This is a genomic window from Verrucomicrobiales bacterium (assembly GCA_016793885.1).
In the GTDB taxonomy this organism is placed as follows: Bacteria; Verrucomicrobiota; Verrucomicrobiia; order Limisphaerales; family UBA11320; genus UBA11320.
Map to the genome: position 1 here is coordinate 110,268 of JAEUHE010000079.1, position 13,685 is coordinate 123,952.

Annotated in this window: 8 protein-coding genes; all 8 read left to right on the forward strand. The window is 59.9% G+C overall.

Annotated elements, in window-relative coordinates; all coding sequences use genetic code 11:
* Window positions 1-63 precede the first annotated feature (63 nt).
* The 8 genes from JNN07_09720 to JNN07_09755 all read left to right on the forward strand — a co-directional run bounded on the left by JNN07_09720 (window position 64) and on the right by JNN07_09755 (window position 13,679).
* Complete coding sequence (locus JNN07_09720) at window positions 64-1,356, forward strand: hypothetical protein (GenBank protein MBL9168006.1); 1,293 nt, start codon at window positions 64-66, stop codon at window positions 1,354-1,356.
* Between the two features lie 359 nt (window positions 1,357-1,715).
* Window positions 1,716-2,711: a PmoA family protein gene (locus JNN07_09725; GenBank protein MBL9168007.1), complete on the forward strand. Its 996-nt coding sequence runs from the start codon at window positions 1,716-1,718 to the stop codon at window positions 2,709-2,711.
* Window positions 2,712-2,788: 77 nt separating this feature from the next.
* On the forward strand, window positions 2,789-4,240 hold the full coding sequence (locus JNN07_09730) for a Gfo/Idh/MocA family oxidoreductase (GenBank protein MBL9168008.1): 1,452 nt from the start codon (window positions 2,789-2,791) through the stop codon (window positions 4,238-4,240).
* A gap of 66 nt (window positions 4,241-4,306) precedes the next feature.
* Window positions 4,307-5,167 carry a GntR family transcriptional regulator gene (locus JNN07_09735; GenBank protein ID MBL9168009.1) on the forward strand — a complete coding sequence of 287 codons (861 nt, stop codon included), beginning with the start codon at window positions 4,307-4,309 and terminating at the stop codon, window positions 5,165-5,167.
* A 256-nt stretch (window positions 5,168-5,423) separates the two neighbouring features.
* A complete protein-coding gene (locus tag JNN07_09740) occupies window positions 5,424-6,053 on the forward strand; it encodes a hypothetical protein (protein ID MBL9168010.1) in 630 nt (209 codons plus the stop codon).
* 75 nt (window positions 6,054-6,128) lie between these two features.
* Entirely contained in the window at window positions 6,129-8,630 is a 2,502-nt protein-coding gene (locus tag JNN07_09745) for a hypothetical protein (protein MBL9168011.1), read from the forward strand.
* Window positions 8,631-8,808: 178 nt separating this feature from the next.
* Window positions 8,809-9,747, forward strand: coding sequence for a hypothetical protein (locus JNN07_09750; protein ID MBL9168012.1), 939 nt, complete (start codon window positions 8,809-8,811; stop codon window positions 9,745-9,747).
* A 44-nt stretch (window positions 9,748-9,791) separates the two neighbouring features.
* Window positions 9,792-13,679, forward strand: a complete 3,888-nt coding sequence (locus tag JNN07_09755) for a hypothetical protein (protein ID MBL9168013.1) — start codon at window positions 9,792-9,794, stop codon at window positions 13,677-13,679.
* Window positions 13,680-13,685 lie beyond the last annotated feature (6 nt).

A 13,685-nucleotide genomic window follows, 5' to 3' on the forward strand; every position in this document is an offset into this window, starting at 1 on the left:
CAAACTTACGGGAATTTCTCCTTGGGAAAAGGGGAAATTCAGCATTAGAATTGGTGAAACTCTATGCGCAGCCGTGGGTTATTCATCGGATTCGTGGTTTTAAATGTCGCGTTCGCCGTGGCGCTCATCGTCTTTGTGGCCGGTTCAGGGTCCAAGTCGTCGGTCCCGCCGCCGGCTACTCTGTCCAGCCTGCCCGCCCCTCCGATCTCGATTTCCCCTTCCAACACTGCCCCGACCACAGTGACCTCCACCCCTGCTGCGACACTCCCAGTCGAGACGACCGGCTCGACCGGCTCGGTTGCGAACGTCACCGCCCCAACCCCACCTGCCCCACCCGCTGGCAAGCAGTTCGGCTGGCAGGACATCGAGACTGCCTCCTATGGTGGCTATCTGGAGAACCTGCGTCGCGTTGGCTGCCCGGAGAAGATGATCCGCCAGATTATTTTTCACGATGCCAATGAGCTGTTCAACCAACGGCGACTCGAGGCATCCGTCAAGCATGACTTCAAATGGTGGCAGCCGGACGACCGCATGACCGCGGGTGGTTACAATCCGGAATTCCAATCGCGCATGCAAACGCTGGTTCTGGAACGACGCGAGCTGCTCACCAAACTGCTGGGCGAGAACTGGGAGCAGGAGGACAATGCGCCCTCGCTGGCCAATCACACTGTGGCTCTCACCGGTCCCGTGTTGGGAGGGCTTCCGGTGGAAACTTACATGGCGGTTCAGGAGATCTGCGCCCGATCCGTCTCTCGTCACCAGGATTACCTGATGGGCCGGTTCAACGAAGGTCAGGCCAGCAGCCAGGTGGAACTGGCCAAGCTGCGTGATATGACCCGCAAAGACTTGTCGGTGGTGCTGGATCGGGAGGGGCTGGAGGAGTTCCTCCTGCGCTTCTCCCACAATTCGAGCAAGCTCCGGCAAGACCTGCGCGGCCTCGGCATCGGGGCTGATGAATTTCGTAAAATTTTCCGGGCCACCGACCAGATCGATCACCAGATCCAGCTGGAATACGGCGGTGAAGAATCGTTGAGTTCGAAGCAGCGCGAGCAGCTGACCCGGCAGCGCGAAAAGGCCATCGCCGGAGTTCTGGGACAAGATCGCTACGAACGCCTCATTCTCAGCCGGGATCCGTTGTTCCGACAGGCTCAGATGATCGTGATGCAATCCGGAGCCGCCGAAAACCTCACCCAGCCGATGTTCGACATCCTGAAGCGAGCTCAACTCAAGCGTCAGCAGGTGCAGGTCAACACCGACATGACCCAGGAGCAAAAGCAAAGCGCCATGATCGCCATCAACCAGGAACAGGTGCAGGAGCAACGCAAGCTGCTGCAACCGCCCCCCCCGCAGAAATAGCTCGAAGGTTCGCCGACCGACGCGGCTTGACGGTGCACCGGTGGCCGCAAAGCCCGAGGGGGGCAGCGCCGGGTGTGATTAAATCCGGGTGAGGCTGTTGCTGTTCCAAGGTCGGATAGTACGATCGTTCTCTTCTATGGAGTTCCGCCTTGTATGGAGTTCCGCCTTCAGGCGGAAAGGCGGAGGAATTGTCCTAGCGGCATAGAATTTAGCCAACCAACAGACATCCATTCCCAGGGAACCGCCTAAAGGCGGAACTCCATACGGGGTCGAGCCTCACCCGGATTTAATCGCACCCGGTGCGCCTCCATCCACAACTCTCCTATTGACCCCGCGCAAGTCTTCCATAGGCTTTGACCATGAATCCGCTCTGGTCAATGTCCACGCTTGCGTGTGCTTTTCTGTCGCTTTGGACCCTATCAACTCCGCTGCGCTCCTGGGCGGCCGAAGGTGTTCAAATCACCGAAGGACCCGAGAAAGCTCGCGTGGAGATCAACGGGGAACTCTTCACCGAATACTGCTTTAAAGGGGCCCCGCACGTGTATTTCTACCCCCTGCTGGGCCCGGCCGGAGTGCCCATGACGCGAGACTTCCCCATGAAGAAGACCGAGGGGGAAGAGCAGGATCACAAGCATCATCGCTCCCTTTGGTACTCGCATGGCTCGGTGAACGGTCTCGATTTTTGGTCCGAGAGCGACACCGCCGGCAGCATCCGCCACGTCAAGTTTCTGGAGATCAAATCGGGAAAATTTGCGGGCTGGATTCGTTCCACCAACGAATGGGTCAACACGGAAGGCGGCGTGATCTGCACGGACGAACGGATGTTCCGGGTTTACACGCGCCCCAACAATGAACGCCTCTTCGACTTCGAGATCACTCTCTTCGCCGGCAACAAGGAACTGGTCCTCGGCGACACCAAGGAAGGCTCGATGGCCATCCGGTTGAACGAATCGCTGCGCTTAAAACCCAACAAGTTCAATGTCGGCAAGCCCGTGGGAACCATTCTCCAGGATACCGGGGTCAAGGACGACGCGACCTGGGGGAAGCGAGCTGCCTGGTGCGATTATCATGGCCTCATCGGGGGGAAGCGTGTGGGCGTCGCCATCTTCGATCACCCGCACAACCCGCGCCATCCCACGCATTGGCACGTGCGTGATTACGGCCTGTTTGCGGCCAATCCGTTCGGCATTCACGACTTTGAAAAGAAGGCCAAAGGTGCCGGCAACCTGGTCATCCCAGCCGGACGCAGCATCACCTTCCGTTACCGTTTCTATGTCCACGAAGGCGATACCGAGGCGGCTAAGGTGGCTGAACGCTACAAGGAATACAGCTCCATCAACCCCGTGCAGTTCTAGGTAGCGTTCGGACTGGCCTCAACTTTTTTGAAATACTACCGCATCTAACGCGTCCATTCTTTCCACATCACCCACTTATGAAATCGCTAAACCGTCGTTCCTTTCTCACCAAGAGCGCCCTCGCCGCCACGACGCTCTCCTGGTCCGCGCGCAGCTGGGGCCAGGTCAAGAGCGCCAACGAGGCAGTCCGAGTCGCCGTCATCGGTTTCGGCGGCCGGGGCAAAGACCATCTGGGTGGCCTCGCCAAAGTGGGCGGCGTGCGCATCGCGGGGCTTTGCGATGTCGACGATCGGGTTCTGAAGGCGGAAGCGGAGAAACGTCCCGGAGCGGAAACCTACACCGACATCCGGAAGTTGCTGGAGAGCAAAAATATCGACGCTGTTTCGATCGCCACCCCCAATCACTGGCATGCCCTGGGGGCGATTTGGGCCATTCAGGCCGGCAAGGATGTCTATGTCGAGAAGCCCGTTTCCCACAATGTCTGGGAAGGGCGCAAGCTCGTCGAAGCCGCGCGCAAATACGGAAAAATTGTTCAAACCGGCACCCAGAGCCGCTCCAGCTTCGCGATCCGCCAAGCCGTGGAGTGGGTGCAGAAAGGGAACCTCGGGAAAATCCTCGTGGCACGCGGACTCTGCTACAAACCCCGCCGCAGCATCGGAAAGGTCGATGGACCCCAGCCGATTCCCGCCGGAATTGATTATGACAAGTGGTGCGGGCCAGCCTTGAAACTGCCCCTGATGCGCAAGAACCTCCACTACGATTGGCACTGGGATTTCAACACGGGCAACGGTGACCTCGGCAACCAGGGCATCCACCAGATGGACATCGCCCGCTGGTTCCTCGGGGAAAAAGAACTCTCCCCCAGCGTGATGAGCGTGGGAGGGCGGCTGGGCTATGTGGATGATGGCAACACACCCAACACCCAGTACGTATGGCACGGCTACAAGAAGGCTCCTTTGATCTTCGAGGTACGCGGCCTGCCCAAGGGCAAGGAGTTCCAGACGGACAAGGAATGGAGCGGCAACATGGACAAGTTCCATGGCGGCAGTGTCGCGGTGATCATCCACTGCGAAGGTGGAATGGTCCTCGTTCCCAACTACTCGAGCGCCGTGGCCGTGGACCATGAGGGCAAGCAGATCCAAAAGTGGCAGGGCAACGAAGACCACTACGAAAACTTCGTCAAAGCCGTCCGCAGCCGGAAGCACACCGACCTGAATGCCGACATCCTGGAGGGCCATCTGTCCAGCGCCCTCTGCCACACGGGGAACGTCTCCTACCTCCTCGGCAAGCAGAGCTCCCCCGAGGAAATCCGCGAGCAGATCGCGTCGGACAAGGACCAATTGGAAACCTTCGAACGAATGGCGGCTCACCTGTCGGCCAACGGAGTGTTCATTGCCCAGGACCAGCTCAAATTGGGTGCCCTGCTGCGCATGAATCCCAAGAAGGAGCAGTTCATCCGGAATGACCAGGCCAACAAACTCCTGACGCGTCCGTACCGCGCGCCGTATATCGTTCCTGAGAAGGTGTGACCGACCCGCGGGCGATCGGGAAAGAAAGGCGTTCCTTAACGCCCAGAGCCTGCTAGGTTGCTGGCGATGTCCATCATTGGAAAGATCTGCACCCTGCGCGCCGTAAGACAAGCTCCTCCTGGGCTTTACCTCGACGGAGGGGAGAAGGGCGAGATCTTGCTGCCCCGACGCTACGCCTCGCACAACACCGTCGCCGGCGAGATGCTGGAGGTGTTTGTCTACCGCGATTCGGAGGATCGACTGGTCGCGACTACTGAAAGACCGCTGGCCTGTGTCGGAGACTTTGCCTGCCTTAAGGTAGTCGGGATAAACCCGAACGTAGGCGCCTTTCTAGATTGGGGGCTTAGCAAGGATCTCCTGCTGCCCTTCCGCGAGCAGAATTTCCCCGTCGGCGTCGGCGACAAACTCGTGGTTCACGTCAACCTGGATGTCAAAACCGACCGGATTATCGCGACCACCCGACTCAACCGTCACCTCAACCGCACCGCACCGCTCTACCGTGTCGGACAGCAGGTCGACTTGGTCATCGTGGGAAAAACTCCCTTGGGCTACAACGCGATCGTGGAGAACGCCCACCTCGGACTGGTATTCCACAACGGCCGATCCACAACCCTAGAGACCGGGCAAAAGGTCAAAGGCTTCGTTCGTGCCATCCGCCCCGGCGGTAAGATCGACCTCAACTTGGATGGATCTGGCTACAAGCGGGTGCTGTCCTTGCGCGATCAGATTCTCGAGGCACTCCAGGAGAAGGGCGGAAAGATGGACCTCGATGATGACAGCTCCCCCGAAACCATTCGACTCGCGTTCAACACCAGCAAGAAGGCCTTTAAACAGGCGCTGGGAGCCCTCTACAAATCGCGCCGGATCGAGTTCCTGAAACCAGGAGTTGCGCTGGTCGACCAAAAACCCTGGTCGCCTGGCGAATGAGCCGGCCTCAGTTCCGACGCAGCACCTCCGGTCGTGGCATAGAACCGGTCATCTCCTAGCCTCTCGTTAAACGAGGTAGGGCGAGACTCTGCTCGAGCCCATTCCTGCCCCAGGCTCAGGATAACAAAGAGGCAACTCCGCGAGGGCCACCAGGCTTCACATCACCACACACCCTTCCGAGGGCTGTGGAGGATCGCTATGAATAGCCGCTAATTTGTTGTGAACCTCCCTTCACCAGTCGTAATCTGTCGATGATATGAAACGGAATCTAGCTTCGCTCCTGGGAGGCGCTCTGATCTTCCTCGGAATCATGATCCCCATAGGCACAATCCCGGTCGTCTTTGCTCTCCCTCCGGAATATCGAAGCCAGACGAGGTTGATGATTCCACCCTCGCCCAAGGTGCTCTTGGAAAGCGAAGCCGAGATCATTCAATCCCGCCGGATACTTTCCGTGGTCGTCACCAACCTAAACCTACCCAGGCGTTTTGCGGAACAGCACAAGATGGAGCAGGACATGCCGCCCGAGGTCGCACTCGCCTTGCTCCAGCGACAAGTGAACGTGAAGGTCCATCCCACGACCCGAATCCTCGAGACGTCGGTCTACAGTCGAGACCGGTCGGAGGCCGCCGACATCGCCAACGAGATCGCCAATGTGTATCTCGCCTCGGCCGCCGCGGATGCCATCGATCCCGGAAACCCGGCCAGACTCCTCGATGCGGCCAGCCCCGCCTTCAGGCCGTCGCGCCCCAACCGCCCGTTGGCGATGGCCAGCTCGATGGCTGTCGGGCTGAGCTTGGTCCTGGGCGGGGCCTGGCTTATCTACGCGAGTTGGAAGAATCGAAACCGATCATCGAAACCCGTTCCCCCGGCACTCCCGGCAGTTTGATCTCCGGCCAATCGCCCCCGGCGGCGGGTCTCCGCTCTGAATAGCGACCTTGATTAGCCCGTCAGGCTCTAACGCATGATTGGATCCTCCCCGGCAATGATGCCTCAAACCCTTGCTCTGATGGTCGCTGTGACCTCGATCTTGGCTGAAGCCGCCTCCCCTGAAACTCACACCTCTATGGTCCGTCGCGAGGCCCTGGAGAAAATCTCCCAACAACGTGGGGTGTTCGTGCGTCCACCGGTCCTCATGCCTACGCGCAAACTTCCCGATGGCCCCCTACTCGGGAACGGGGACGTCGGAGTTGCCATCGGCGGTGTGATCGAACGTCAGCGCTACTTCGGCCTAGGACAACCCGGGGGTGCCCAGGTCAACACCCGATCCATTGCGGTGACCAACTGCCCCGAACGCCATCGCTTCTGGATTTCCAAAAACGATTTTTGGAAATCCAAATCCATCTATCCCAACGCCAGCCCCTGCCCCATCGGCGGCATCGACATCCATATCCCGGCCCTGGTCGACGGCCAATACTTGGCCGAGCAAGTCTTGGAGAACGCCGAGGTGCGGCACACGCTCCGCACCGCGATCCGAACCGAGGACCCGCCTCCGTTCACACGAGCCGGTGCCACGATTCACTTCCGATCCTGGGTTGCCGCGACCGAGAACCTCTTGGTGATCGAACTCACGGTCGAAGGCAATCCCGCCGACAACGACCCGTTCCGTCCAACCGATCTCGTGGGCGTCGATGTCACCCTCTGGCCCATGACTGGAAACGAAGCGGAAACCGCGACCGGAAATCTTCCCGATGGCTACTGGGCGGTTCGCCGGTTCACCTCCACCACCAACTCGATCGCCCTGGAGCAGAAACCTTCGAAGTGGACGAGCGAGGCGGCCGTGGCGATGCGGCTATTCAACCATCGCCAGCCCGGGCTCCCCTGGAGCCGCGGCGATGGCTGGTCGGCCGACCGCTTTGTCCTCTCACCCGCGCGACCGACCTACATCGTTGCTTCCATCGTCACGAGCGAAGAATCCCAAGATCCGCTGCGGGAAGCTCAGCGGCGGGTAGCGAGTCTTTCCCTGGACCGTATCGACTCACTGCGCCAGCAGCATCGGGAGTGGTGGCGGGCGTTCTGGAGCAAGTCGTTCATCGACATCGGAGATCCGCTGGTCGAACGTTTCTACTATGGATCCCACTACCTAATGGCGTCCTGCAGCCGAAATCCCAAGTTCCCGCCATCGCTCTTCGGAAACTGGACCACTGCCGATGGCCCCTCGTGGCAGGCCGACTACCATCTGAATTACAACCACCAAGCTCCCTGGTGGGGAGTCTTCTCCTCCAATCATCCCGAGCTGGCGGACCCCTACGACACACCCATCCTGGACTACCTGCCTATCGCGCAAGCCAACGCCAAACATTACTTGAAGTCTCGGGGTGTCTATTACGACGTGGGTGTGGGACCGAAGGGACTGGAAACCGCCTTCATGCCAGACGGACACTCGATCCCCGGCGAGGGCAACCGGATGTTCCTGGGCCAGAAGAGCAATGCGGCGTTCTCGGCCATGAACATGCTGATGCGCTTCTCACACACCTACGATCTGGACTACGCCCGCAAGGTTTATCCCTTCCTCAGCGAAACGGCGCTGTTCTGGGAAGATTACCTGCAGGAAGAAAAGGGACGCTATGTCATCACGAAGGATGCCTCGGGCGAGGTGGGTGACGGAGGGAGCGACAAGAACAACTGCCTCTCGCTCGGGCTGGTCAGAGCGCTGTTTCACGGTATTTTGGAGATGAGCGTGGAACTCGGCACCGACGCCGAACGTCGAGGCAAGTGGCGAGACATCCTGAATCGGCTGAGCGACTTTCCCACGGTGACGGTAGATGGCGTGCGCCGCATCCGCGGGGCGGACGCCGGACCGGCGTCGCAGCGCATCGGACCTCAGCGGGACAACACCAGAATCGAGTTCATGGGAATGGTCTGGCCCTCCGGAGTCCTGGGCCTGGGATCCGACCCCGCCATGCTTCAAGTCCTTCGTGAGGATGTGCGAGGCTGGCCCCTACCCGAATGGATCGGCCATTTCAACGGCTTCAGCATGACATTTCCGGGAGCCGTGCGAGTGGGACACGATCCGGAGGACATTTTGAACAAACTCCATCAACAGCTCACGGCGTCGACATTCCCCAACCTCATGATTTTCGGAGGCGGAGGTGGTATTGAGAACTGTTCAGGCGTTCCCGCTACGATCAACGAAATGCTTCTGCAAAGTCATGACGGGATCATGCGGTTGTTTCCGGTGTGGCCCAAACAGAAGCCGGCTCGATTCGGGCGACTCAGAACCCATGGCGCATTCCTGGTAAGCAGCGAATTTCGGGATGGCACGGTGCAATCCCTGGTCATCGAGAGCGAGCGGGGTCGCGAGTGCATCCTGCAGAACCCTTGGCCCAACCAGGCAGTAACCCTGAACCGAGACGGTCGGGACGCTGAGATGCTCTCCGGAAGCCGGTTGCGTTTCCAGACGAAGATGGGAGAACAGCTGGCAGTCAGCGTCAGCGCTCGGCCAGCGAAGAATCGGGAACCCTAGAAAGGGGAATCGAGCAATAACGAGATGCCCAACAGTTTGGATGGGCATGGCTTGCGTCGAAGCGAGTGCCACCCACCCGGCGTCAGATTCCTCCACCCCGGGATGATTGCGTTCAAGGAACGAGGGGCTGGAACCGATAGAGAATCAAGAGAAGGACTGTGTCCTGCTCTCAAGGAACATGACACACCCCCTAAAGCACCTACTCTGCCTGCTCGTGATCGGTCTCACCTCCGCCGCTTCCGCAGCGCTGCCGGTAGCCGTCCTCGACTTCGAATCATACGATGAAGGCAGTCAGGGTCTGGGCACCAAGGTGGCGAGTGTCATCACTGCTCAACTCGCAACCCTTCCGGAACTCACGCTGATCGAACGGGCCGAAATCCATAAAATTCTGAGTATCCAGGAGGAGGGTCAATCCGGCCTGGTAAGCCCCGAAAGCGCAGCAAAAGTAGGTCGATTGATAGGTGCCAAGGTTCTGGTGACGGGCAAGGTGATTCGGGTGGAACAAGACTACCTTGTCACCGCCAAGATCCTCAGTTGCGAAACGGGTCGGGTTCTGGGAGAGACCGCCCGAGGAAAGGCATCCGACCTTCTCACCAGCGTCGCTGGAAGCCTGGCCACCAAACTCGGATCCCGACTCAGCAGCTCGTCCGCCGAGCTGCTAGCGGCTGACCAGCCCGCGGTCGATGTAGCCAAACAGCTTCGTCAAACGCTCGGAAATAAACCCCTGCCCTCGGTATCGATCTCCATTCCCGAACAACACTACGGAGCGCCAGCCAATGACCCTGCGGCGGAAACCGAGATGTCCAAGATTTTGCTGAACGCTGGGTTCGTCCTCCTCGATCAGTCACACGCCGCCGAGGCGGATGTGCGAATCAGCGGAGAAGCCTTTAGCGTGGCTGCCTTGCGCAAAGGGAATCTCCACTCGTGCAAGGCGCGGGTGGAAATCAAGGCCGTGCATAAGTCAGGTAGAATTCTGGCGTCGGATCGAGAAACCTCAGTCAGCGTCGATATCAGCGAGCAGACCGCCGCCAAGAACGCCCTTCAGAAATCGGCCAATGACTTGGCTCTCCGGTTCATACCCAGCGTCATGCAACGCTTACCCGCTCCGCAGCCCTAGCAAAATCCCACCCCCTGCCCCGACAACGCATGGATGCCCACGCTATGACTGACGTTTGCCGCACCTGGTCAATCCGCCTTCTCTTCATCGGACTCTGCATCTGGCCCGCGGACGCCGCCCCCAAACCCAAGGCGGCGATGATGATGTTCCGGGCCGACACCACTTCATTCCAGGAGGCAAACACCGCCCGCCAATTCAGCGACATCCTCCAAATGAGCCTGGCTGGGTATGAGGGGATTGACTGGGTGGAACGATCCGATGCCCGAACCTTACGCACCGAGCTGGAACTGAGTGCCGCCGGATGGGTAGAACCCGAGACTCGCGCACGGGCAGGACACTGGGCAGCCTGCGATTTTCTCCTCTTCGGACGCTTCGAAACCTTGGCAAAACCCACCCCTCAACTGCTGATCGAACTCATTCACCCGGTTCGTGGAGAACTGATCGGCACGCTCCAACTGCCCTGGCCCAACCTTTCGCTGACGAACAAGCAAAGCACTTTCCAGGAGCTTCCCCGAATCAAGCTGGCCTGTGTGGAGTTCCTGAAAGAAGTGACGGAACGCCACTATGGAACAAGCCGCATCCCGTCGCTTTCGGTGATCGATCACGTCCATTCTCAGAGCATCCAGGCCCCGCATGATCTTCCGCTCCGGGAGATCAGCCGAGAGTTCCTCGATGTCCTCGATCAGTCAACGCTGCCAGGGCAATCGATCCGAATCCAGCCGAGCACGCGGCCTCGGCAGGGTCGCAGGGAGGTGGATCTGCTCGCGGGCGGATTCGTGCGCGGAGGGTCGACGGCCTGGAGCAACGCCTCCACCGCGCTGCTGGTGGTGCTGAGCAGCAATCAAGTGTCCCTAAGCTCTTCACCTACCGGGACAATCACCCGCGAAGTCTTCAGCCTCGGGGTCGCTTTGCTGACCGCCAGCGGGCAATATCTAACGCTCGGGGCCACCAACCTCACGGCCGAGAAGCTGTCGAGCGCGTACCGGGATCTCGCCACGAAGGTACTGAGTCAGGTCGCCGGTAGAGACGTTCAAACCCCGGTCACGACGGCCTCGCCGACTCCCTCTCTCTCGGGGCCACGTCTGATGGCCGACCACCTGGCCAAGCTGACCTGGGACGGCGGAGCCCCGTCCACGCGGCCCTACGATCTAGCAGCTCCCTCGATCCGGCGGCGATGGCTGCGCGAACTCCAGTTCATCGAGACAGCCTGCCTGCTGGCTCCAGACGATCCGGAACTTCGACGGCAGCAATTCCGCTTACGCTACCTGGCCGGGACCGGCACCTCGCAGGAGGAGGATCCCGAATTCCTGCGTGAGATGGGCGACTCCTGGCAGCAGCTCGTCGAAGACTTCATGTCTTCGGAGGGGCTCACCGCTGCCACCGCGGCTCGGGCTATCGAATGGCTGTCACCAGATGCACGACGACGCGTGCTCAACAGTCACTATCGGAACCTCACTCTTGTGCGGTCACCGGCGATGAAACACTATCCCACGGACGCCACCGCTCAGTTTATCCAGTTGGCGGAGCAGCGGCTTATCGACTGGGCGGCACTCATTTCAACGGCCGATTCGGGGCCCGAAGCCGCACTGTCACTTCAGACCGCCGACTACCTCTGCCAGCTTCCCGAGAGCATCCAGAGGCTCTCCGAACTGCGCCGACGCATCCGCCCCCTTCAACTCGCCCGCCAGGCGGAAGAAAAGCAGCACCGAGCGCTGCTGCCCCAACTGACGATCACCAACGAGAACACTCCGGAGTTCAATTGGGACCGGTTCTATCGAGTCCCTAATACACTTCCCGCCCCGATCCAGGTTGCGCTGGAGCCTTTGGCGTTTCGTCGCAACCCGAAGGTCGACCGAGTCGTGGACCTCTGCTGGTTAGAGGGAAATCTCTGGCTGCTCACCCAAGGCCACGAACGTCGCCAGCTTACCCAGCCGAAGGAACGTGGTCTCGAGGTGGACATCGAGGGCGTCACTCTGGACTCCTGGCGGGTTTGGGAATACTCGCTCGCCGAGCGCAGCTATCGGGAGGTTACTGGGTTCGAGACCACTAATCGGTTCAATCGAATCTTCACCCGTTCCAATCGGGTGTGGCTGGCCGGGGCAAAACTGGTGGAAATTGACGCCACCTCCCGAAAAGCCCTTCGTACGCTGCTGCTCCCCAGCCGGTTTTCGGGTGTGATCAACCAGATCGCAGTTCAAGGATCCCATCTCTATGTGGCGTCAAGTCGAGGATCGGCGTCGCGGTTCGATTTCGAGACTGCCATGTGGGGCAGCTACCCGAGCCTGCCTCCTCACTTTCTCTGGCAATCCGTGACCGAAACCGCGGTGGCGTCCGGAGGCTCACTCGTGTTCGGCGAAGCCGAACCAATGAAGCTCAATTCCGAAGGAAACGCTTGGATACCACTGCGCTACCAGTCTTCAGCCCACCCGGGACGTCAGATTGGTCCGCCGACATCGGTCGTTCCCGGACTCAGCAACTCGATCTGGATCGCCTCGTCGGCGGGACTCTTCCATTGCCTCCCTTCCGGGAACTTCGACGCCGCCTGGTTCACCCCGGCAGCCGGTGTTGGAAATATTCCCCTGGATGAGCTGCAGGCAAGTATCGAGAAATCACGGGGCCTTTTGGGTGCAAGCTATCATCCCGCCCTTGAGTTGAATCGCTTCCCCGGCCCGATTCAGAAGCTGATCCCCGATGGTGCCTTCTTGTGGGTGGTCTGCAGCTCATCGGATCCCGGGACGGGCTGGATCTGCGCCTTGCTGCACCAGCCCACCATGCGCTGGATCGGGCACTTTGCGGCCCCCACCGGGATGGGGTCTGATGCCAAGTCTATTGTGCTTCGAGACCGGACTCTCTGGCTCGGCGGCACGAAATGGAGCCCGCTGGGAATGTTGGCGCGAGTTGATTGCCGGTCGCTCTATGAACGACCCGAATCCGAATGGACTTCGTTGGAGATATCTCGGGAAGCGCTGCTCAAAGACGTGGCCCAATGGTCACCCCACCAAAGAGTGTTCCATCACTTCCTGGATGCCGATTATCCCCAAGTCCTGAAAGCCATCGATGAAATCTCTCCCCTGGATGAATCCTTCGAAATCGAATGGATGGGAGCGCTCGCTTCGCTCGCCAGCCCGGTAAACCAGCCTGAGCGGGCCCTGCGCCATCTGGACACGCTGCTGGCATGGCTGCCGCCCGGAAGCGGCTGGACGGGAATTGCCGAGACGCTTCGAGTGGATGCAGGAAACCGGATGCATCTAAACCAGTTTGGCAAGATCTCAACACTCGCTGTCGGCACCCATTCCACTGCCCGTGAGGCCGAAGCGGCTTGGGCGAGTCCGGACCTGGCGCGCAGCCTCTATCGTCGGTTCGATGCGAACGCGGATGGCAGGCTGGGGACCGCGGAGGTATTAAGCGTTCCGCTGGACAAAGACCCCTTCGCCGGACGCTTGTTCGTTTACGATCTCAATCGAAATCGGAAGCTGGATCCAGAGGAGACGCTCCTCCATTTCGGAGTCATGCGTGCTCGCGTTCAGATGCTCATCGCGGGGCGAGACAAAGATCACGACGGACTGATCGGGATCACCGAGGCGGAACCGCTCTTCACCCCGGAGAACCCGAAGCCCGGCTACGACTTCAGCCAACCGAACCTGGGCCGGACGTTTGCCGAGGCGATCCGAACTCTCGATGAGAATAAGGATGCCAAGATCTCCGCGGCCGAGGTGGCTTGGGACATGGCGAGGAAGGCCACGGCTGCCGCCTCCGAAAATCCCGGGTTGCTGACTCCCGAGATGATCGGTGGAGCCTCCTCTCCGGATGATCGGAATGGCAATGGCCGTTGGGATCTGGCGGAGATGGAGATCAAAATGAAAGAGTTGCGCACCTACTGGGCCAGCCGGGTGAAGCCGCTACCACCCGAGCAAACCAATGCGAGACGTTGAGGAAGA